Source organism: Mycobacterium sp. 360MFTsu5.1, assembly GCF_000383495.1.
Lineage (GTDB): Bacteria > Actinomycetota > Actinomycetes > Mycobacteriales > Mycobacteriaceae > Mycobacterium > Mycobacterium mucogenicum_B.
Window position 1 is genome coordinate 315283 of record NZ_KB911468.1, and the last position, 21210, is coordinate 336492.

17 protein-coding genes are annotated in these 21210 nt (G+C 67.1%); 13 read left to right on the forward strand and 4 right to left on the reverse strand.

What is annotated here, in order from left to right:
* The first annotated feature begins 83 nt into the window (after window positions 1–83).
* Both H289_RS0118650 and H289_RS0118655 read left to right on the forward strand, forming a co-directional pair.
* Window positions 84–1865 (forward strand): penicillin-binding transpeptidase domain-containing protein, encoded by a 1782-nt coding sequence (locus H289_RS0118650; RefSeq protein ID WP_020102333.1) that lies wholly within the window; start codon window positions 84–86, stop codon window positions 1863–1865.
* Window positions 1866–1913: 48 nt separating this feature from the next.
* The gene (locus tag H289_RS0118655; protein WP_020102334.1) at window positions 1914–4277 is read left to right on the forward strand and encodes a lysylphosphatidylglycerol synthase transmembrane domain-containing protein; all 2364 of its coding nucleotides are present in this window, start codon (window positions 1914–1916) and stop codon (window positions 4275–4277) included.
* Window positions 4278–4477: 200 nt separating this feature from the next.
* On the opposite strand, the gene H289_RS0118660 is transcribed toward H289_RS0118655, so the two are convergent.
* Window positions 4478–5122, reverse strand: a complete 645-nt coding sequence (locus H289_RS0118660; RefSeq protein WP_110811807.1) for a DUF305 domain-containing protein — start codon at window positions 5120–5122, stop codon at window positions 4478–4480.
* 47 nt (window positions 5123–5169) lie between these two features.
* Window positions 5170–5691 (reverse strand): DUF6153 family protein, encoded by a 522-nt coding sequence (locus tag H289_RS31950; RefSeq protein WP_231388073.1) that lies wholly within the window; start codon window positions 5689–5691, stop codon window positions 5170–5172.
* Window positions 5692–5770: 79 nt separating this feature from the next.
* Between H289_RS31950 and H289_RS0118675 the strand changes: the two genes are divergently transcribed.
* The 5 genes from H289_RS0118675 to H289_RS0118695 all read left to right on the forward strand — a co-directional run bounded on the left by H289_RS0118675 (window position 5771) and on the right by H289_RS0118695 (window position 13758).
* Window positions 5771–7594 carry a fatty acyl-AMP ligase gene (locus tag H289_RS0118675; protein ID WP_020102338.1) on the forward strand — a complete coding sequence of 608 codons (1824 nt, stop codon included), beginning with the start codon at window positions 5771–5773 and terminating at the stop codon, window positions 7592–7594.
* Between the two features lie 189 nt (window positions 7595–7783).
* Window positions 7784–9595: a sulfatase-like hydrolase/transferase gene (locus H289_RS0118680; RefSeq protein ID WP_020102339.1), complete on the forward strand. Its 1812-nt coding sequence runs from the start codon at window positions 7784–7786 to the stop codon at window positions 9593–9595.
* A gap of 69 nt (window positions 9596–9664) precedes the next feature.
* Window positions 9665–11281 (forward strand): peptide chain release factor 3, encoded by a 1617-nt coding sequence (locus H289_RS0118685; RefSeq protein WP_020102340.1) that lies wholly within the window; start codon window positions 9665–9667, stop codon window positions 11279–11281.
* A 76-nt stretch (window positions 11282–11357) separates the two neighbouring features.
* Window positions 11358–13346 (forward strand): OPT family oligopeptide transporter, encoded by a 1989-nt coding sequence (locus tag H289_RS0118690; protein ID WP_020102341.1) that lies wholly within the window; start codon window positions 11358–11360, stop codon window positions 13344–13346.
* Window positions 13347–13542: 196 nt separating this feature from the next.
* Window positions 13543–13758 (forward strand): hypothetical protein, encoded by a 216-nt coding sequence (locus tag H289_RS0118695; RefSeq protein WP_020102342.1) that lies wholly within the window; start codon window positions 13543–13545, stop codon window positions 13756–13758.
* 10 nt (window positions 13759–13768) lie between these two features.
* Here H289_RS0118695 and H289_RS30810 read toward each other — a convergent pair whose 3' ends face one another.
* The gene (locus H289_RS30810; RefSeq protein ID WP_036420794.1) at window positions 13769–14974 is read right to left on the reverse strand and encodes a hypothetical protein; all 1206 of its coding nucleotides are present in this window, start codon (window positions 14972–14974) and stop codon (window positions 13769–13771) included.
* A gap of 262 nt (window positions 14975–15236) precedes the next feature.
* On the opposite strand from H289_RS30810, the gene H289_RS30815 reads away from it, so the two are divergent.
* The gene (locus H289_RS30815; protein WP_020102345.1) at window positions 15237–15542 is read left to right on the forward strand and encodes a GreA/GreB family elongation factor; all 306 of its coding nucleotides are present in this window, start codon (window positions 15237–15239) and stop codon (window positions 15540–15542) included.
* Window positions 15543–15580: 38 nt separating this feature from the next.
* Here H289_RS30815 and H289_RS0118715 read toward each other — a convergent pair whose 3' ends face one another.
* Window positions 15581–16537 carry a mechanosensitive ion channel family protein gene (locus H289_RS0118715; protein WP_020102346.1) on the reverse strand — a complete coding sequence of 319 codons (957 nt, stop codon included), beginning with the start codon at window positions 16535–16537 and terminating at the stop codon, window positions 15581–15583.
* Between the two features lie 264 nt (window positions 16538–16801).
* Here H289_RS0118715 and H289_RS30820 point away from each other — a divergent pair, with 264 nt between their 5' ends.
* From H289_RS30820 to H289_RS0118740, 5 genes are all read left to right on the forward strand, one after another.
* Window positions 16802–17104, forward strand: a complete 303-nt coding sequence (locus tag H289_RS30820) for a WXG100 family type VII secretion target (RefSeq protein WP_020102347.1) — start codon at window positions 16802–16804, stop codon at window positions 17102–17104.
* Entirely contained in the window at window positions 17104–17391 is a 288-nt protein-coding gene (locus H289_RS0118725) for a WXG100 family type VII secretion target (RefSeq protein ID WP_020102348.1), read from the forward strand. Before H289_RS30820 ends, H289_RS0118725 begins: the two co-directional genes overlap by 1 nt.
* A 252-nt stretch (window positions 17392–17643) precedes the next feature.
* Window positions 17644–19983: a WXG100-like domain-containing protein gene (locus H289_RS0118730; RefSeq protein ID WP_155944173.1), complete on the forward strand. Its 2340-nt coding sequence runs from the start codon at window positions 17644–17646 to the stop codon at window positions 19981–19983.
* Window positions 19983–20396, forward strand: coding sequence for a hypothetical protein (locus H289_RS0118735; protein ID WP_051128535.1), 414 nt, complete (start codon window positions 19983–19985; stop codon window positions 20394–20396). The genes H289_RS0118730 and H289_RS0118735 overlap by 1 nt, the downstream gene beginning before the upstream one ends.
* Complete coding sequence (locus H289_RS0118740; RefSeq protein WP_020102351.1) at window positions 20389–21210, forward strand: hypothetical protein; 822 nt, start codon at window positions 20389–20391, stop codon at window positions 21208–21210. Before H289_RS0118735 ends, H289_RS0118740 begins: the two co-directional genes overlap by 8 nt.

The following is a 21210-nucleotide window of genomic DNA, read 5'->3' on the forward strand; positions in this document are numbered from 1 at the left end:
CGGCTCGGACACTACGCGATACCGGCCCGCCCCAGCGTTTCAACGCCGGAATTCATAGGCACTCATGGTTGGCTCGAAGGGTCATGACGAAACGTACTGCGCTGCTGCTGACCTGCACGCTGCTCCTCGGCTCCACGGGATGCTCGATCTTCGGCGGCCCGGAACCCGAGGACGCCTTCAACGCGTTTGCTGATGCGTTGCACCGCAAGGACTCCGGCGCCGCCGCCAAAGACACCACCGATGCCGGCGCGTCGGAGCCGGCCATCAAGTCCATGTTCGACGGCATGGGCAAAAACGCCACGCTCGACGTCAAGGCCACACCCGGCGACGGCGACAACAAGTCGACCGCCAAGCTCGCCTACACCTGGTCATTCGGCCCCGGCCGCGAATTCAGTTACGACACAACGGCGATCGCCACGAAGGTCGGCGAGGACTGGAAAATCCGCTGGGCCCCCGCGCTTTTGCATCCCAAACTGCGGCAGGGCGGGACATTCCAGTTCAGCGAAGACAAAGCGCTGCTGACGCCCGTCGTCGACCGCAACGGCCAACCCCTGCTGAACTGGCAGACCGTCGGCGTCATCACCCTCAGCCGCGACCACCTCGACTCCGCCGCGGCACTGGCTCCGGTGGTTGCCCGATTCGACGACACCATCACCGGCGACTCGATCACCAATGAGTTCAACGGAAATCAGGACGACCGTGTCACCGTCGTCAAGCTCCGGGAGGCGGACCTCGCCCAGGTCGCCGACGAGCTCACCCAGATTCCTGGCGTCACCGTCACCAAGCAGGGCGCGCTGCTGACCGCCGACCCGAACCTGCACTCGCCGGCCATCAGCGGACTGCCCGAGGTATGGCAGAAGGCCATCGACGCGACCGCCGGCTGGTCGGTGGATCTGGTCGACGAGCAAGGGCAGCCCACCGACGAACTCGCGAACAACGCCCCCGCGGACACCAAACCCATACGCACCACCCTGGACCCGCGCCTGCAGCTCCTCGCGCAGCACGCCGTGGCCACCGATCCCCGTCCGACTGTTCTGGTCGCCATCGCCCCCAGCACCGGCGCCATCCTCGCCGCGGCGCAGAACGACGCGGCCAACGCGCAGGGACCCATCGCCTTCACCGGCCTCTACCCGCCGGGGTCGACGTTCAAGACCGTCACCACCGCGGCCGCCTTGGAGAAGGGCCTCGCGAAGGCCGAGTCCCCCGAGCCGTGCCCGGGCACGGTGACGATCGAGAACCGCACCATCCCCAACGAGGACAAGTTCGACCTCGGCACCGTCCCGCTCGAGCAGGCCTTCGCGCATTCCTGCAACACCACCATGGGCGCGCTGGCCGACAAGCTGCCCGCCGACGCGCTGCCCAACACCGCCCGGAATCTCGGCATCGGCGTCGACTTCGTCATCCCCGGCATCACGACCGTTACGGGCAAGGTGCCCAACGCCGACACCCCGGCGCAGCGCGTCGAGAACGGCATCGGCCAGGGCACCGTCACCGTCAGCCCGTTCGGGTTGGCCGTCGCCGAGGCCAGCCTCGCGCACGGGTCGACCATCACGCCCACGCTGCTGCCCGGCCAGCAGACCACCGCCAGCACGCCGTCGACCCCGATCGACAAGCCGACCGCCGACGCCCTGCGGGCCATGATGCGGCTGACTGTCACCGACGGCACCGCGTCCGCGCTCAAGGACATCGACGGGCTCGGCGGGAAGACCGGGACAGCGGAATTCGGCGACAACACCCACTCGCACGGCTGGTTCGCGGGCATCGTCGGGGACCTCGCGTTCGCGACGCTGGTGGTCGGCGGAGATTCGTCGGCACCCGCGGTGGCCGTCAGCGGGGACTTCCTGCGTGCGGCGCTGGCCGGATAACGGCGTGCCAATTTCGCCAACTGCCCCGGTCCTTGGGATTCTTGGCTGATGCGGGTTGACGGGCGCGAGGTCGCGGTCTCGGGCAGCCTGCTGCAACCGATCACCCGCCGGACCAACGACATTCTGCGGCTGGTGGCGGCGACGGCGTTCCTCGTCACCGTCGTCACCAGCTCGCTGATCACCCGCAACGACTGGGTCCGACTGGAACGGTCGGTGTCGCGGATCGTCGGCGTGCTCACGCCGACCCAGTCGAATCTGGTCTACCTCGCGTACGCCATCGCGATCCTGGCGCTGCCCTTCGTCATCCTGCTGAGCCTGCTGGTCACACGGCAATGGAAACTGCTCGGTCCGTACGCCGCCGCCGGGCTGATCGCCGTGCTGTCGCTGTCCATCAACTCCCGCGGGATTGCGGCGCCCAAGTGGCATTTCGACCTGTCCGACCGGCTCAACACCGTCTTCTCCCAGTTCCTCGACGACCCGCGCTGGATCGCGCTGCTGGCCGCGGTGCTGACGGTGTCCGGCCCCTGGCAGCCGGCCCGGCTGCGCCGCTGGTGGTGGACGCTGCTGCTGGCGTTCGTACCGATCCATCTCGTGGTGAGCGCCATCGTGCCGGCGCGGTCGCTGCTGGGTCTGGCCGTCGGATGGTTCGTCGGCGCGCTGGTGGTGCTGGTCAGTGGCACCCCCGCGCTGGAAGTCCCGCTGGCGGGCGGGGTCCAGGCGCTGGCCCGCCGCCAGTTCGAGGTGTCGGCGCTGACGGTCATCCGGCCCGCCGGGGCCGGACCCCTGGTGCTCAGTGCCGATTCCGCCGACGGGACGCGCGCCGTGGTCGAGCTGTACGGGCCGAACCAGCGCGTGGGCGGCGCCATGAGCCAGCTCTGGCGCAAGATCACGCTGCGCAACGACGAAACCGCGCCCCTGCAGACCTCGATGCGCCGCGCCGTCGAGCACCGCGCGCTGATGACCATCGCGGTCGGCGACCTCGATCTCGCGAACACCCGGACCATCGCGCTGGCGGCACTCGACCGCGGCTGGACGATGTTCGCGCACTCCCCGGCGAGCGGCGTTCCGCTGAGCACCGAGACCCCGGTCGCCGACGTCTGGCACGCGCTGGGCGCGCTGCACCACCACCAGATCTCGCACGGCGACCTGCGGGCATCGGAGCTCACGGTCGACGACCGTGCCGTCCTGTTCGGCGGCTTGGGCAACTCCGAGTACGGCGCATCCGACGTGCAGCTGCAATCCGACGTGGCTCAGCTGTTGGTGACGACGACCGCCATGTACGGCGCCGAGGAGGCCGTCGCCGCGGCCATCGAGCAGTTCGGCGAGGACACCGTGCTCACCGCGTCGCGCCGGCTGACCAAATCCGCGATGCCACAGCGGCTGCGCGAGTCACTGCCCGATTCCCGTGAGGTCATCACCGCGGCGCGCGACGAGGTGAAACACCAGACCGGCGCCGACCGCATCCAGACCGAGACCATCACCCGCTTCACCCGCAACCAGGTCATCCAGCTGGTGCTGCTCGTCGCGCTGGTGTACGTCGCCTACCCGTTCATCAGCACGGTGCCGACGTTCTTCTCCGAGCTGCGGTCCGCCAACTGGTGGTGGGCGCTGCTCGGTCTTGCGGTGTCCGCGCTGACGTACGTCGGCGCCGCGGCGGCGCTGTGGGCCAGCGCCTCGGAGGCGGTGAGCTTCAAGAACCTGACCATCATGCAGGTGGCCAACACCTTCGCCGCGACGACGACGCCCGCCGGCGTCGGTGGCCTGGCGCTCAGCACGCGGTTCCTGCAGAAGGCCGGTCTCGGCGCTTTGCGCGCGACGGCCGCGGTGGCGCTGCAGCAGTCGGTTCAGGTGCTCACCCACGTGGCGCTGCTGATCTTCTTCAGCGCCGCGGCCGGGGCATCGGCCGATCTGTCGCACTTCGTCCCGTCCTCGACGGTCCTGTATCTGATCGCCGGCGCGGCTCTCGGTGTGGTCGGCACGTTCATGTTGGTGCCGCGGGCACGGCATTGGCTCGGCACCGCGGTGCGGCCCCGGCTGACCGAGGTGTGGGGCGACCTCGTCAACCTCGCCCGCGAACCCCGGCGCCTCGGGCTGATCGTGTTGGGCTGTGCCGCAACGACTCTCGGTGCAGCGCTGGCACTGTGGGCGAGCGTCGAAGCCTTCGGCGGGTCGACGTCGTTCGTGACGGTGTGCGTCGTGACGATGATCGGCGGGACGCTCGCGTCAGCCGCCCCGACTCCTGGCGGTGTCGGCGCCGTGGAAGCCGCGCTGATCGGTGGTCTGGCCGCGTTCGGCCTGCCCGCCGCCGTCGCGGTGCCGTCGGTACTGCTCTACCGGGTGCTGACGTGCTGGCTGCCGGTGTTCATCGGCTGGCCGGTCATGCGGTGGCTGACCGAGAAGGACATGATCTGAGTCGCCGCTCCGCGCGGTGACATGGACGCCTCCGCGCGCGGCGTGTCGTCGTCGGCGTGTCGTCCTGTCTTGTGACACCTGCGATCTGAAGGCGTCAGCTTTCCTTGACGGGTCAAGGAAAGCTGACGCCTCCCAGCGAAACATGCCAAGAGAGACAGGTGGCCGAAGCCACGGCTGCGGCCATCCGTCTCGGCATCGCACTACATCTTGGCGAGCATGCCGTTCATCGTGGTGATCTCGGCCTGCTGCGCCGTGACGATCGCCTGGGCCATGGCCTTGGCGTCGGCGTTGGTGCCGTTCTTCAGCTCGTCGTTGGCCATGGTGATGGCGCCCTGGTGATGCTCGACCATCATCTGCAGCCACATCTTGTCGAACGCCGCGCCCGACAGGCCCGTCAGCTCGGTCATCTGCTGCGGGGTCATGAGGCCCGGCATCGAGTGGCTCATGGTGGCCGACGGCGCGGGCTTGCCGAAGCCGGCGAGCAGCGTCGTCATCTGCTGCATCTCGGGGGCCTGCGCCTTCTCGATGGCCGTGGCGAGATCCTTGACCTGCTGGTTCTGCGAGCGGGTCGGGACCAGCTTGGCCATGTCGACGGCCTGGGCGTGGTGCGGGTACATCATCTGCAGGAACATGACGTCGGCGTCGTTGAAGTTGGCGGCCGGCGCAGCGCTGGTGCTGGAACCCGACATCCCCGGCATCGAGTGCCCGGGCATGTCGTGGCCCGACATCGGCATGGACGAGGTGGTGGCGGACATGGTCGAAGCCTGCTCATTCGGCGGGCTACAGGCCGCGAGTGCGATGACGGCAGCGGTTCCGGCGATGGCGATAGATGCGGTTTTGAACATGGTTGAACTCCTTGAAGATTGGATGGGTTGACGCGGGGCGCGGCCCATCAGATTCGAAGGAGCGACAGTTCCGCGAGAGTCAGTACCGTCCACGGCGGGGCTCTTTGCCTGCGTCGCAACGCCTGTCGAATGCGCGCCTGCACGTTCTGCTCGGGCGCGACGCCGAGCCAGTACAGCAAAGCCAGACCCAGGATGGTCAGCAGTTCGGTCATGACGAAGACGCAGGCGTGAAAACCGTTGTGTCCGTTGCAGTCGCAGGCATCCGACAAGGACGTTTGCGCGACCGGGGCGCTCACGTGGTGATGGACTGCCGCCTGCGGATGATGCGACGGAGCGTGCGCGGACGTGACGACCAGCGAATGCATGCCGATGATGCCGGCGATCAAGACCAAGAGACCGACTACCCACCAGCCGACGTGGCGGCGCGTGCTGCGATGCGTCACGTCGGCCTCCGGTTCGGGTATCGGTACGCAAATCATAGTACCCGAGGGGGGTATATCTTCGGGAATAAATTCCGCGGCCGCCGCCGACTGATCCGGCAGCTGCACCCAAAAGCCGGTGGGCCGCATCACATCGCCGCTCCCGCAGTGGTGACTTTCATAATTGTCTGACTCGTCGGTTAGTTAGATTCGCTACTAGTGTCGACATATGGGTCGGGAAGCCTTGAGTCACAGCATTATTGGGGCGGCGGAATCGCTGAACCAATACGTTCAGCCGGACGGCAGGATCGTCATACCTGACGGCATCACGCTGACGTCGTTCTTGGAGCGCAACCGCGCGGCGATGGGCGACAGTCCGTCGTACCGGTTCATCGACTACGCGCACAATCCCGACGGCGAGATCGTCGAACTCAGCTGGAACGGCCTCTGGGCTCAGGTCAACGCCGTGGCGGCCCGGCTCCAGCAGGTCACCGCGCCCCGCGACCGAGTCGCGATCCTTGCGCCCCAGGGCGTCGACTATGTCGCGGCGTTCTTCGCGGCCGTGCACGCCGGGAACATCGCCGTCCCGCTGTTCGCGCCGGCGCTGGCCGGACACACCGAACGGCTTGCCGCGGTGCTGGCCGACGCCAAGCCGTCCGCGGTGCTCACCACCACTGCGGCTGCCGAGCCGGTCCGCACGTTCATCAAGACGCTGCCCGCCGCCGAGCGCCCGCGGGTGATCGCCGTCGACGCCGTGCCGGACACCCTCGCCGAGATGTACGTCGCCCCGGACTCCCGCACCGACGACGTCGCCTACCTGCAGTACACCTCGGGCTCGACGCGCACCCCGGCCGGCGTGGAGATCACGCATCGGAACGTGTGCACCAACGTCATTCAGATGATCCTGGCCGGCGGCCTGGACACCGACATCCGGAGTGTCAGCTGGCTGCCGCTCTATCACGACATGGGTCTGATCATGATCATGTTCCCCGCACTGTGCGGCGGCCAGATCAGCCTGATGGACCCCATGGCATTCGTCCGCCGGCCCTACCGGTGGATCCGGCGGCTCGCGGACGAGGCCGCACACGGCCGGACGTTCGCGGCCGCACCCAATTTCGCCTTCGAGCTGTGCGCGCAGCGCGGCCTGCCGCCGGCCGGTGAACCGCTCGATCTCAGCAATGTGGTGACGCTGCTCAACGGCTCCGAGCCGGTGACGCTGCCGTCCATCGAGCAGTTCATGGAGGCGTTCAAGCCGTACGGGCTGCCCGAGACCGTGGTCAAGCCGTCGTACGGCATGGCCGAGGCCACTCTGTCGGTCGCCAGCATCGGCGCGGACGAAAAGCCGTGCGCCACATATCTGGACCGTGAGGAGCTCGCGGCGGGCCGGGCCGTCGTCGTCGGCCGGCACGCCGACGGTGCGGTCCCCCACGTCTCGTGCGGGCAGGCCATTCCCGACCAGTGGGTGGTGATCGTGACGCCCGACGGCGACGAGGCCGCCGACGGCACGGTCGGTGAAATCTGGTTGCACGGCAACAACATCGGGCGGGGTTACTTCGGCCGGCCCGAGGAGTCCGAGCGGGTGTTCGGCAACAAGCTGCAGACCCGCCAGACCGTCAGCCACGCCGACGGCGCCGAGGACAACGCATTGTGGTTGGCCACAGGCGATCTGGGCGTTTACGTCGGCGGCGAGCTGTTCGTCACCGGCCGCATCAAGGATCTCGTCATCGTCGACGGGCGCAACCACTACCCGCAGGACATCGAGGCGACGGTCAGCCGCGCCTCGTCGGCCGTGCGCTCCGGCTACGTGACAGCCTTTGCTGTGCCTGGTGATTCGGGTGAACGACTGGTCGTGGTGGCCGAGCGCGCAGTGGGTGCGGGCCGTGCCGAATTGGAGCCGGTGGCCGAGGCGGTGCGGGCCGCGGTGGCGCGTCATCACCAGGTGCGCGTGGCCGAGGTGCGGCTGGTCGCGGCCGGCCGGATCCCGCGGACGACGTCGGGAAAGCTGGCCCGTAGCGCCGCGCGCGCGGAGTTTCTCGCCGGTCAATTCGACTAGCGATCGGCGCGCCGGGCGCTGTTGCGGCACTTCCGATTTGGGGCCACGGCAGCCCACTGGGGCACGAGTCAACAGAGTTAACAGAACGTTATTTGTCGATCGCGCCAATTTGCGCCGCCGTGGTCGCCGCTCGTGTTGGATGACGGGGTAGCCCTCAGTAGGGCCCATTCCGCCGATGGGAGCACCGAGATGACGGAGCAGCGCCCCGACATCGTCATCCTCATGACCGACGAAGAACGCGCCATCCCGCCGTACGAAACCGACGACGTCCTGGACTGGCGCCACCGAACCCTCACGGGCCGGCGATGGTTCGACGAGAACGGCGTGCGTTTCACGCGGCACTACACCGGCTCCCTCGCGTGTGCGCCCAGCCGGCCGACGCTCTTCACCGGCCAGTACCCCGACCTCCACGGCGTAACGCAGACCGACGGTCTCGGTAAGCGGTACGACGATTCGCGGCTGCGGTGGCTGCGCCAGGGCGAGGTGCCGACGCTGGGCAACTGGCTGCGCGCCGCCGGGTACGACACGCATTACGACGGCAAGTGGCACATCTCGCACGCCGACCTCGAGGACCCGAAGACCGGCAAGCCGCTCGCAACCAACGACGCCGACGGCGTCGTTGACCCCGTGGCGGTGCAGGCCTACCTCGACGCCGATCCGCTAGGGCCTTACGGCTTCTCCGGCTGGGTCGGACCCGAGCCGCACGGAGCGGCCATGTCCAACAGCGGTTTTCGGCGCGACCCATTGGTGGCCGACCGCGTCGTCGCCTGGCTCGACGACCGCTACGCGCGGCGGCGCGCCGGCGACCCGGAGGCACTGCGCCCGTTCCTGCTCGTGGCCAGCTTCGTCAATCCCCATGACATCGTCCTGTTCCCGGGTTGGGTCCGCCGCAGCCCGCTGCTCGACTACCCCGTCCTCGAACCACCGCACGTCCCCGCGGCGCCGACCGCCACGGAAGACCTGAGCGACAAACCGGCCGCGCAGGCCGCTTTCCGCGAGGCCTACTACTCCGGCTACGGCCCGGCCGCGGTCATCGAACGCACCTACCGTCGCAACGCCCAGCAGTACCGCGACCTCTACTACCGGTTGCACGCCGAGGTCGACGGCCCGCTGGACCGGGTGCGCCGCGCCGTCACCGAGAACGGGTCCGAAAACGCCGTGCTCGTGCGGACTTCCGATCACGGCGACCTACTGGGCGCGCACGGCGGGCTGCACCAGAAGTGGTTCAACCTGTACGACGAGGCGACGCGCGTCCCGTTCGTCATCGCCCGGATCGGCGCCGACGCGACCGTCGCCCGCGAAGTCAACGCGCCCACGTCCCACGTCGACCTGGTGCCGACGCTGCTCGGCGCGGCCGGAGTCGACATCGCCGCGGCGGCCGAAACCCTGGCCGCGTCGTTCACCGAGGTGCATCCGCTGCCCGGCCGCGACCTCATGCCAGTGGTGAATGGTGCTGCGGCTGAACAGGATCGGCTCATCTACCTGATGACGCGCGACAACATCCTCGAGGGCGACACCGGGGCGTCGGGTGCCGCACAGGCGATCGGCGCCAACACCAATCCGCCTGCGCTGCTGCGCATCAAGGTGCCCGCGAACGTCGCGGCCAACTTCGAAGGGCTGGTCTCGCGCGTCACCAACGCCGAGGCGGCCGGCGGCTCCGGGCACCTGTGGAAGCTGGTCCGCACCTTCGACGACCCGGCGACCTGGACGGAACCCGGCGTCCGGCATCTGGCGGCCAACAGCCGGGGCGGCGACACGTACCGCACCGAGCCGCTCGACGACCAGTGGGAGCTCTACGACCTGACCGCCGACCCGATCGAGGCGTCCAACCGCTGGGGCGATCCCAGCCTGCACGAGCTGCGCCGGCATCTGCGGACGCAGCTCAAGCTGGTCCGGACGGCATCGGTACCGGAGCGCAACGATCCGTGGCCGTACGTGAGCAGGCGGCCGCCGGAGCCGGGCAGCGCCGTCCGCCGGTTGCTGTGCCGGTTCCGCACGTAGCCGAAACCTGCAGGTCACGCGGTCGCGATTACAGGTTTTGCCTGGTCGGCCAATAGCATGTCTGGTGCCATGACCGACACCGCCCCCACCACCGATACCCGCTCCGCCGGCCGAGTGGCCACCGAAGCCGCCCGTCGCCGTACGTTCGCCGTCATCAGCCACCCTGACGCCGGTAAATCGACGCTGACCGAGGCGCTGGCCCTGCACGCGCGGGTGATCAGCGAGGCAGGCGCGATCCACGGCAAGGCGGGCCGCAAGTCCACGGTGTCGGACTGGATGGAGATGGAGAAGGCCCGCGGCATCTCGATCACGTCGACGGCGCTGCAGTTCCCATACCGCGACTGCGTCATCAACCTGCTCGACACCCCCGGTCACGCCGACTTCTCGGAAGACACGTACCGCGTGCTGACTGCCGTCGACTGCGCCGTGATGCTCATCGACGCCGCGAAAGGCCTTGAGCCGCAGACCCTGAAGCTGTTCCAGGTGTGTAAGCACCGCGGCATCCCGATCATCACGGTGATCAACAAGTGGGACCGCCCGGGCCGGCACGCGCTGGAGCTGATGGACGAGATCCACGAGCGCATCGGCCTGCGGACAACGCCGCTGACCTGGCCAGTGGGCATCGCCGGCGATTTCAAGGGTGTGATGGACCGCCGCAAGGGCCACTACATCCGCTTCACCCGCACCGCCGGTGGCGCCACCGCCGCGCCGGAGGAGCACATCCCCGCCGACAAGGCGCACGACGCCGCCGAGGGTGACTGGGACACCGCCGTCGAAGAGTCCGAACTGCTGTCGATGGACGGCTCGGACTACGACCGTGAGACGTTTCTGTCCGGCGAGTCCTCACCCGTGCTGTTCACCTCGGCCGCGCTGAACTTCGGCGTCAACCAGCTGCTCGACGTCCTGGTCGACCTGGCGCCCTCCCCCGGCGCGATCCGCGATGTCGCGGGTGAGCCGCGGCCGGTGGATTCGCCGTTCAGCGCGTTCGTGTTCAAGGTGCAGGCCGGTATGGACAGCTCGCACCGCGACCGCATCGCCTACGCGCGGGTCTGCTCGGGCACCTTCGAGCGCGGTGATGTGCTGACGCACGCCGGGACCGGCAAGCCGTTCGTGACCAAGTACGCGCAGTCGGTGTTCGGTCAGCAGCGCTCCACACTGGACGACGCCTGGCCCGGCGACGTGATCGGCCTGGCCAACGCGGCGGCGCTGCGCCCCGGCGACACGCTGTATCGCGATGTGCCCGTGGAGTTTCCGCCGATCCCGAGCTTCTCCCCCGAGTACTTCTCCGTGGTTCGCGGCAAGGATCCGAGCAAGCACAAGCAGTTCCGCAAGGGCATCGAGCAGCTCGATCAAGAAGGTGTCGTCCAGGTGCTGCGCTCGGACAAGCGCGGTGAGCAGGCGCCCGTCTTCGCGGCCGTCGGCCCCATGCAGTTCGAGGTCGCCGCGCACCGCATGGCGACCGAGATCGGCGCGGCCATCTCGCTCGAGTCGCTGCCGTACCAGGTGGCGCGGGTCGTCGAGCCCGAGGACGCCGAATTCATGAGCAAGCAGGTGTCCTGCGAGGTGCTGACCCGCACCGACGGCGTCATGCTCGTGCTGTTCTCGACGCCGTGGCGCCTCGAAGGGTTCCAGCGGGACAACCCGTCGATCAAGCTGCGGTCTCTGGTGGCGGCGGCCGAAAGCTGACGCGCCCCTCTCGATAGCGGGCACACCTCGGCGCTCAGCGCTTACGGTGTAGAGCACCCAAGAGAGAGGACGAGAGTTGGCCACCGCCACTCCAGCGACCCCCGCCACCCCGACGCTGCGTGAACTGACCGTCCGCGGCATCCTGCTCGGCGGTGTCATCACGCTCGTGTTCACCGCCGCCAACGTCTATCTCGGACTCAAGGTCGGCCTGACGTTCGCCACCGCCATCCCCGCCGCCGTGATCTCGATGGCGTTGCTGCGCAGCTTCGCCAACCACTCGATCGTCGAGAACAACATCGTGCAGACCGTCGCGTCGGCGGCGGGCACACTGTCGGCGATCATCTTCGTGCTGCCCGGGCTGATCATGATCGGCTGGTGGACCGGTTTCCCCTACTGGACCACGGTCGCCGTGTGCGCTGTCGGCGGCACGCTCGGCGTCATGTACTCGATCCCGCTGCGCCGCGCCCTGGTCACCGGGACCGACCTGCCCTACCCCGAAGGCGTCGCCGCCGCCGAGGTGCTCAAGGTCGGTGACGGCACCGAAGGCGTGGAGGCCAACCGCACCGGGCTGAAGGTCATCACGTTCGGTTCGGTCGTGTCGGCCGCCTTCGGGTTGCTGGCCAATCTGAAGGTGCTCGCCAATTCGGTTACCGCATATACCCGTATCGGTGCGGGCGGGACGATGTTCAGCGCCGGGCTGTCGATGGCGATGATCGGCGTCGGGCACCTGATCGGTATGACGGTCGGCATCGCGATGCTCGTCGGGCTCGTCATTTCGTTCGGGGTGCTGCTGCCCATCCGCACCAACGGCGCGCTCACCGGTAGTGAACCGATCGGCGACATCATCGACGGCATCTTCGTGCACGAGGTGCGGTTCGTCGGCGCCGGAGCCATTGCCGTCGCGGCCGTCTGGACCCTGCTCAAGATCCTGCGGCCGATCCTCAAGGGCGTGACCGATGCGCTGGTGTCGGCGCGCGACCGGCGGCAGGGCCAAGTTGTCGAGCTCACCGAGCGCGACATCCCCTTCCCCATGGTCGTCGGCACCGTCGTGGTGATGCTGCTGCCGATCGCCGTGCTGCTGTGGGATTTCAGTCGCGGCACTGTGCTGCAGGGGCATTCGGCCGGGATCATCGCGGCGAGCCTGGTGTTCATCTTCGTCATCGGGCTCGTCATCGCGTCGGTGTGCGGGTACATGGCCGGGCTGATCGGTTCGTCGAACAGCCCGATCTCCGGCGTCGGCATCCTGACGGTGCTCATCGCCGCTCTGCTGATCAAGGTGGTGTTCGGGCGGGCCGATAGTGGCCAGTCCACCGCGCTCGTGGCGTTCACCCTGTTCGCGGCGGCCATCACGTTCGGTGTCGCGACCATCTCCAACGACAATCTGCAGGACCTCAAGACCGGCCAGCTGGTCGGGGCCACGCCGTGGAAACAGCAGGTGGCGTTGGTGATTGGCGTGGCGTTCGGGTCGGCGATCATTCCGCCGGTGCTCAACCTGATGCAGCGCGCCTTCGGGTTCCTCGGCGCTCCCGGGGCGGGCGATCATGCCCTGGCCGCGCCGCAGGCCGCGTTGATCTCGTCGTTGGCCAAGGGCGTGTTCGGCGGGTCGCTGAACTGGGGGCTCATCGGGCTGGGTGCTGTGATCGGTGTCGTCGCCATTCTCGTCGACGAGACCCTCACCCGCACTTCACGTTTCGCGCTGCCGCCGCTGGCCGTCGGGATGGGCATGTACCTGCCGATGAGCCTGACGCTGATCATTCCGTTGGGTGCTGTTCTCGGCTACTTCTATAACCGCTGGGCCGACCGTACCGGCGGTGATGTCGAGCGCAAGAAGCGGCTCGGCGTGCTGCTGGCGACGGGCATGATCGTCGGTGAGAGCCTTTACGGCGTTGTCTTTGCCGGGTTCGTCGCCGGGACCGGCTCCGATGAGCCGTTCGCGCTGTTCTCCGGTTTCGGCGGGTCTCTTCCTGAAGTGATCGGGGTCGTGGCCTTCGCGGCGGTTCTGGCGTGGATGTACAAGCGGACGCGAGTCATTGCGGGTAGCGAGCCGGTTTCGGCTGAGCGCTGAGTCGCCTGGCTGCCGCTGATTTCGTGGTCGCTGCGCACGCTGCGACGGCGGGCCGCCCCTCCTGACATGTTCGATTTGGAGCCGTCAAGTTTCCTTGACGGCTCCAAATCGCATGTGCCACAGGAGAGCCAGCATGCCAATATCCGGCGCAAGTCAAACGGCTTGCATCGTGCGCGTGCGCTCGTACCATCAATAGATGCGATCGCTAGAGATCCGCAATGTGCCCGACGACCTGATGGAACGTCTGGAGCTGTTGGCGCGCGCTTCCAACACTTCGGTCGAGGCTGTCGCGATTCGCGAACTGAGCGTGGCTACCGGCCAGGTCAACAACGCTACGCTTCTGGCGCCGCTGCCTGATCTGAGCATTTCAACGGAGGACATCATTCAGCACGTGCAGGCCAGTCGCCGATGACGGTCGACAGCTACCCCACATCGTCGTACCCCCAGAACTCGTGCGCCTCTCGCATGAGTTCGCGACGATAGCTTGACCTCAGCTCGTCGATCACGGCAAGAGATCGCGAGGTCAGCTCGCCGCCAATCCCGCTCTGCGCGTGCGCATATGGGATGAACGCACGAAGCAGGTCTGGAATGTCGAGCGCGACCTCCAGCGGCGTGTCATCGTCGTAATAGGACGGGTTACGCAACACGTCTCGGACGCGTGTTTCACTCCACCGCAGCGGGTCTTCCGTACCGGTCTCGAAAAGCTCCAGCAGCTGCTCCCGGTAGCCGGGGCCGTTGAACGGAGCAGACGAACTGCTGACGAAGAACGACTCGCACAGCTGCTCGGCGGAAGCCCAATCCATGGACGGCGTGCGGCCCTCACCACCTTTCGGGAGCCGACTGATCAGCCACCTAACCAGCGGTCGGTTGGGCATCCACGTATTGGCATCTCGCGCGAACATTGGCTTCTTGAAAGCATCTTCGATCCACACCCTCGCGTCGGCGAGGTTCATTTCGACAACAGACTCGGAACCCGGCTCGGCAATCCGTGCAAGCACTTCGTCGATCAGCTCCGGCACAATGGCGATATCGGTGACGCCCGAGAACCGATTGTGGTCGACCCGCACGACCACAGTCAGCCCGTGACCACCGACTAGTCGAGCACCAATGGCAATCTCATCGACATCACCGAAGACATCACTTCGGCGGACAGCCCGGTGCACATCCACCTGCGCGAGTGAGGCGATCCATCGCGGCAGGTGCTCGTGGCGCTGTGCGAGTTCCGCTCGACATTCGAATTGCAGAGCTGGGTCATCGACCAGAAGTTCCGCGATGACAGCGAGTAAGGCAGTGAACGGCCGGTTGCGTGCCGACATAAGGCCGGTCAACAGGCGATGCAGCTTTTCGCCGTCCGGCCTGCTGGCATCGAGCGAAGTGAGGTTGAGGTTCCCTACGTTGATCGCGCGGCTGGCCATGCTGACGAGATAGACCGGCTGCTGATCGACTCTGGGCCGCACTATTTCTGTCAGCTGTCCGGTCACATCGTTCAGCTGCCCGATTACATCTTTCAGCTGTCCGGTTACATCTTTGAACCGTCGGTCGAGAGCATTCCCGGCCTTGCGCTTCTTCGCTCGCCGCACATCGCGTCGAGCCTGTTTGAGGCTCCGTAAACGTCGTTTGTCGGTCATGTCGCGGACGCTACGCCCGGGCTATGACAAGAACGCCGCAGCCGCTTTTCGCCGTCCGGCTGACACCCGGACGTACATCACGTGACAACACGGCAAACAAGCTCGCGTGCGTCATCCAGCGACGTCACCACGGCGGATAGTGACCATTGTGGACGCTGTAATTCACCCGAACACCGCGTCAAGGGTTCCGCCCCCACACCCGGTGTCATCGAATGCCGCTGAACAGCACGGTGCGGTCATCGCAGACCGGCACCCGCGAGAAATGTCATCCACCAACACAATCGACGCCCGCGACGAGCTGATCCTCGAAGGTCAGGCCGTGCCGGGCGCCTGGGTCACCGTGTCGTTCAACGGCGACCCCGACGACACGGACGTCTTCCACCTCGTCCTCCCCGCCGACGCCAGGGCCTTGGGCGACACGTGCTCTGTCGAATGCCCACTCGGCAAAGCTCTGGTTGCCGCGCACATCGGCGAAACCCGGAGATACGTGACAGAATCCGGGCGGAGCATGGCGATCACGGTCCTAGCCGTCGACCGGGTGAACCCCAAGGAGACGGCCGGGCGCTGACCGCTCCCCGACCAATGTTGTTCGGGGAGCCCAGGGCGCTACTCGGCGGCCCGACCGCCCACCACCGCGTGAATCCGCCCCTGCGGGTACGGCAGTGCGATGTCGTGTTCGTCGTAGGCGCGCAGAATCGCGCGGCGGATCCGGCGCTGCACCGCACCCTGCATATTCGGCCGGGTTTTCACCGACATCCGCAAGGTCAGCGAATCCGGCGAGAGCTCCTGCACGCCAAGCATTTCCGGATCACCCAACACGTTCGAGGCGATCGCGGGATCGATGATCGCGGACTCCGCCGCTTCGAGGGCCACCAGCTCGGCGCGGTCGAGGTCCGCGGTCAAAGCCACCGGAACCTCAACGTGCGCAACGGCGTAGTCCTGGCTCATGTTGCCGACACGCTTGATCTCGCCGTTGCGGACGTACCAGAGGGTGCCGTCGCCGTCGCGGACCGTGGTGATGCGCAGGCCGACGCTCTGCACCTCGCCGGTGACGTCGCCGAGGTCGACGCTGTCGCCGACACCGTACTGGTCCTCGAGCAGCATGAAGATGCCGCTGACGAAGTCGCGGACCAGGTTCTGCGCGCCGAAGCCGATCGCCAGGCCGACCACACCCGCCGAGGCGATGAACGGCGCGATATTGACGCCCAGAACGCTCAGGATCGCGAGCACCAACCAGACGAGCAGCAGGATCGAGACCGTCGACTTCAGCACCGACCCGATGGTCTGGGCGCGCTGGCGGCGCCGTTCGGCGGCCTTGCGGGCGTTCGACGAGGCCGACCGGTCGCGCAGGTAGCGCAGCAGCGGCGGACGGTTGGCCTGCGATTCCTCGTCAACGGCCATGGTCTTGCCGGCCCGACCGGTCGTGGCGCGGTCGATCACCCGGTGCAGGGCCAACCGCGCGATCAGGGCGATGACGCCGTACGACACGATCCGGATCGGCACCTCGACCAGCCAGTGTCGGTTCGTCTCGGTCCATTCGAAAGCCAGTTGGTAGACATGCACGGGTTCGACCCTACGAGAGGTCGCCGAAGCCCCTGGCCACGGCGATTCGCGGCCGCAGGCGGGACCAGCGGGTTTCCGGGGTCGAGAGATCCAGTCGGCGGATCGGACCGGTCGTAGCCTGGCTCACACTAGCGACGTCCGTTCCTGCCAGCAATCTGACAGAAACCTGTCTAAAACCTGTGAGCGGCAACGAAATTCGCGTCAGCGACCCCCTGGCACCCTCGGTAAGCTCCAACCGTCAGCCAAACGCGTTGGGGGTATCGCATGGCCGAGTTACAGGTCGAGCCGTCTGAGTTGGTCGCGACGTCGCATGAACTAGCCACCGTCGCGGACGGGCTTCGCACCGGGATCACGTCCCTGGACAACGAGGTGTCCGGCCTCATGGGCACCGGCTGGACCGGGTCCGCGGCCTCGGCATACGCGGACGTGTGGAAGGAATGGCACGAAGGCGCTGCCCAGGTGGCCGCCGGTCTGAGCCGCATGTCGGCGCTCCTCAACGAGGCGGCGGCCAAGTACACGAGCACCGACGCCGAGGGCGGCGCGCACATCGCGGGATCGGGCCTCTGATGAGCGAGTTCAGCGTCAACCCCGCGGCACTGGCGGCGGTCATCGACCGGATGACTGCGTTCGACAGCGACCTCGAAGCGCATCTGGCGCAGGCAGCCGGTTCAGTCGCCCGGTTGGGTTCCAGCTGGTACGGCGACGCCGGCGAGGCGGAACGGTCGGCGCAGGCGCAGTGGAACGAAGGCGCACGGGAGATGCGGGAAGCGCTGGCGCGGCTCCGGCAGATCGCTGAGGGCGCTCACGAGAACTACTCGTCCGCCGCGAGCAAGAACCACCAGATGTGGTCCTGACCTGTGACCGGCCCGATCACGGTCGATCCGACGGCGCTCAACTCGGCGGGAGCGTCGGTCGGCGCTGAAGCGAACAGCGTCTCCAGCGCGGTCACCACGCTCTCGGGTGCACTGTCCGGTCACGAAGCCGGCTTCGGCCACGATGCGGCCGCACTGGTCTTCTCTCGCAGCTACATGAACGCAGCCAATTCGTTGCTGCAGTCGGCGGCTGCGGCCGTCAACGCGTCGCACCGAACCGGCTTCGGCATCCAGATGTCGGCCTACAACTACGGCACTGCCAACGCGCACTCCACCGTCGGCGGCGGCGAGATTCCGGTCACCAAACCCACTGAGCCCCCGAAGTATCCGACGCCCAGCGCTCCGTCGGTGTTCGGCGGCGGCATCGCCGAGCCGTTGGGCTGGAGCCTGGTCGAAGCGTTCGTCGGAGACCTCTGGCCCGACGGCGATCCCGCACAGATGCGCGCGACCGCAGCCGCCTGGCGCACCTTCGGCTCGTCGATGAGTGGCGGCTCAGGCCCCATGACCGCTGCGGGAACGACGTTGGGCGGGTTTCAGATCCCCGACGCGCCGCAGATGCAGAAAGCCGCCAACGACATCAGTGGCGGACTGACCGACATCAATACCCAGGCGCAGAAACTGGCCGGCCAGATCGATTCGTTTGCAACCACTGTCGAGAATACGCAGAACAAAATCCGCGACCTGCTTCATCAGTTGAGTCCGAGCGGCATCATTAGCACGATTGGCGGCATCTTCGAGGGCGACAATCCCCTCGACAAGATCAAACAGATCGCGGACGACATCAAGGCGGTTCTGGGCAACATCAAGCGCGAAGCCGACGCGATGCAGCAGATGTTCACCCAGGGCATGCAGGACCTCGACTCGCTGACCGACAAGCTCGAGAAGTGGGCCGACAAGGAGTTTGTCGAAGCGTTCGGCCAGGAGGTGGGCGGCGCGCTGGGAGCGACGTTCAACGCGATGGTCGACTTCGACGAGGGTGCGTTCAAGTTCGTCGCGCAGACGGCCAACGGGCTCGAGCAGCTTGATCCGACGCGCTTCCTCTACGACCCCGAAGGTGCGGCCAAGGCCTGGGAAGGCACCGGTAAGGCCCTCGGCGAGGTCGCGCTGGTGGCCAATCCCCTGACCGCGCCGTTGGCGCTGTCAGACCCCGGCATCCGCAAGGACTTGACGACTCTCGGCAAGTCGATGATCGACTACGACGACTTCAAAAACGGTCACCCCTTCCGCGGATTGGGTTACGACACAGCACAAGTCGCGACCTTCTTCCTGCCCGGCGCCGGCGAGGCGGCACCCGCGGCCGACGCTGCCGGTGGGGCGGCGCGCGTCGGCGCGGCAGAGGCTCGGGCCGGCGGGACCGTAGCGCGCGATGCCGGTACGGCCGCGTCCAAGGTCGGTGCGGCCAGCGCTGCCGAGGAAGTCGCCGGCCAGGCGGGGAAGATCAGCAGCAATCTGGACAAGGTCGGCGTGCCGGAGGCCGCGCCTGGGACCGGTGCCGCAGGCAAGGCACCGGTTGAGGTTCCGGCGCCCAAGCCCGAAGCAGCTCCTGCGCCAAAACCGGAACCTGCGCCCGCGCCACACACGGAACCTCCGGCGCCGCACACGGCCGAGCCAACCGAACCGCACTCGAGCGGTCCAGGATCCGAAACGCACACCACGCCAAGCAATTCAACATCGCATGAGCCGCCTGCGGGCCCATCCGAGCACTCTCCTGCAGCCGCGCCCCACGAGCCGGCGCCCGTTACGCACGAACCGGCCGCGCCGGTCCATACGCCCGGCGACACACCGCATTTCTCCGGTCCGGATGACTCCGCGCCCCACTCCCCCGGCAGCCACGTCGATCCGAGCGACGGACGCGTCTACTCGATGATGGACGACACCTCGCACACAACATCATTCGCGCCGGAACAGCTCGGGGACAACCAGCGGGTCCTCGACGCGATGGCTGACCACGGCGTCAGCAAGAGCGACATGATCGACCTCATCAACACGCCTACCGATGCCCTCACGCCCGCCGAGCGGGATCTGGTCAACGACGTGCGCGACGCTCTGCCTCACCCGACCGACGATACGGTGATGCAAAAGGTGATTCCGCCGGGATACTTCGATGAGACGAAAGGCTTTGTCCCGAGCCGCGCGGACGACTACATCATGGGGAACCAGCCTTCGTTCAACGTCGACCAAGTGGGTGGTTCGGTGTCGATGGCCGACGACACGGCTCACCTCGGGACGCCCCAACAAATCCACGACGGCTTGCGTCTGGACTACACCGACTCTCCGTACACCCCCGAGGACCCGGGGACTCACATCATCCGGTTCCAAGCGGACCCCGACGCCCCAGGCTCCTACGAAGTGCCGCGCACTACGGACATGGGAGGCAACGGCGCCTACGACGGATGGGATGATCCATTCACCGGCAATGGGTTCACCAAGTCCGGTGACGATGTCATTCCTGAATACTTCGCCAAGAAAGTCACCATGCGAGACGGTGCCGAGATGTGGGAGGTCCTCGATGACGGAACCCAACGTCTGGTGGCCGTGCTCAAGGACAAAGAATGGATCCCGCAGGGGAACTGATGACTGACATTCCGGTGACAGGCGCCGTAGCGGAGTACCGCGGGCAACGGTTTCGAATCTTGTTCAGCGGCACCGACTGGGTCGCGCTGAACGTCGGGCCCGACGTCGAACTACCGGACGCCTTCGCCCGCGGTGAAGCACCGGCCGAGCCGGGCCACTACGACCCGTGGGCCAAGGTCCCCCGCTCGGCCCTCGACGGCGTCATCCAGGTCAGCGTCAGCGCCACCCTCGCGGGACACACTGTGTACCTCCGGCGCCGGTTGCGGGACGGCCGGATCGGGGTCGAGTTTGTGGGGCCGCCACGCATAGCCCGCGAAATGGGACTCGACGGCGACCAGCACACGGGATGGACCGGCCTGGTCGATCCCGACGATTTGCACGATATTCAGGTCGAGGAGACGCGGCGTGGCTGAGCATTTCGTGCTGCAGAAGCTCCTTGCCGGCCCTGTCTCAAGCGCCATCGTGGAGGACGGACTCGACCAAATTGGCGGGTATGTCACCGAGGCTTCGGCGGTAGTCGGTCTGAGGACGCCGGCAGAACTGTTGGCGGCGTACGGCATTGACGCCGCTCCCGATTTCGCGGATGTGGTCCGATTCGAGCAACCGCGCCTGGCAACATTCACCAAGCCGAGCGACGCGGAGCAGCCCTGGCGCGACTTCCCCCAAGGCTTTCTTCTCGGCGGCTCACTAGCGCCGGTCTGGCGCATGAGCCGTACCCGGTTCTCGCACGGGGCCGAATACTGGCGGATCCGTTCCGACGGTGAGCAGAAGTGCTTGTCGCACTACGCGGGAGCGGGCCGTGGCTGGGTGGGCGCCAAACGCTGGCGGCCGCCGAGCCCGATAGTGGGCACGTTAGCGCGATGGCAGGGTCGGGAGTACTTTGCCGATGTCATTGCGGAGAACGTGTTGTTGACCGCGCTCACCGAGAATGGCCCAGCAGGGTTCGAGCCAGTCCGCCCACATGCGTGGTCCGCGACCGTCCCCTTGGCGGAATGCGAAGTGTTCGAACGGGTTGTCACGGCCCAGGTCGACGGCGTCCCCGTGCGCATACTGCGTCGCGCAGGTGAAACCGCCGAAGTGCTGCTGCTCAGTGATGACCCCGCTGATGCCGAGCGCGTCGGCGCTGGACGCGTCGAGGCTGGAGTGTTCGAGGCTGTGGTCGCCGCCGATCGCTTGGCCGACGTCCACGGGGTCGAGAACCAGTGGGTTCCGAGCGCGGATAAGTAG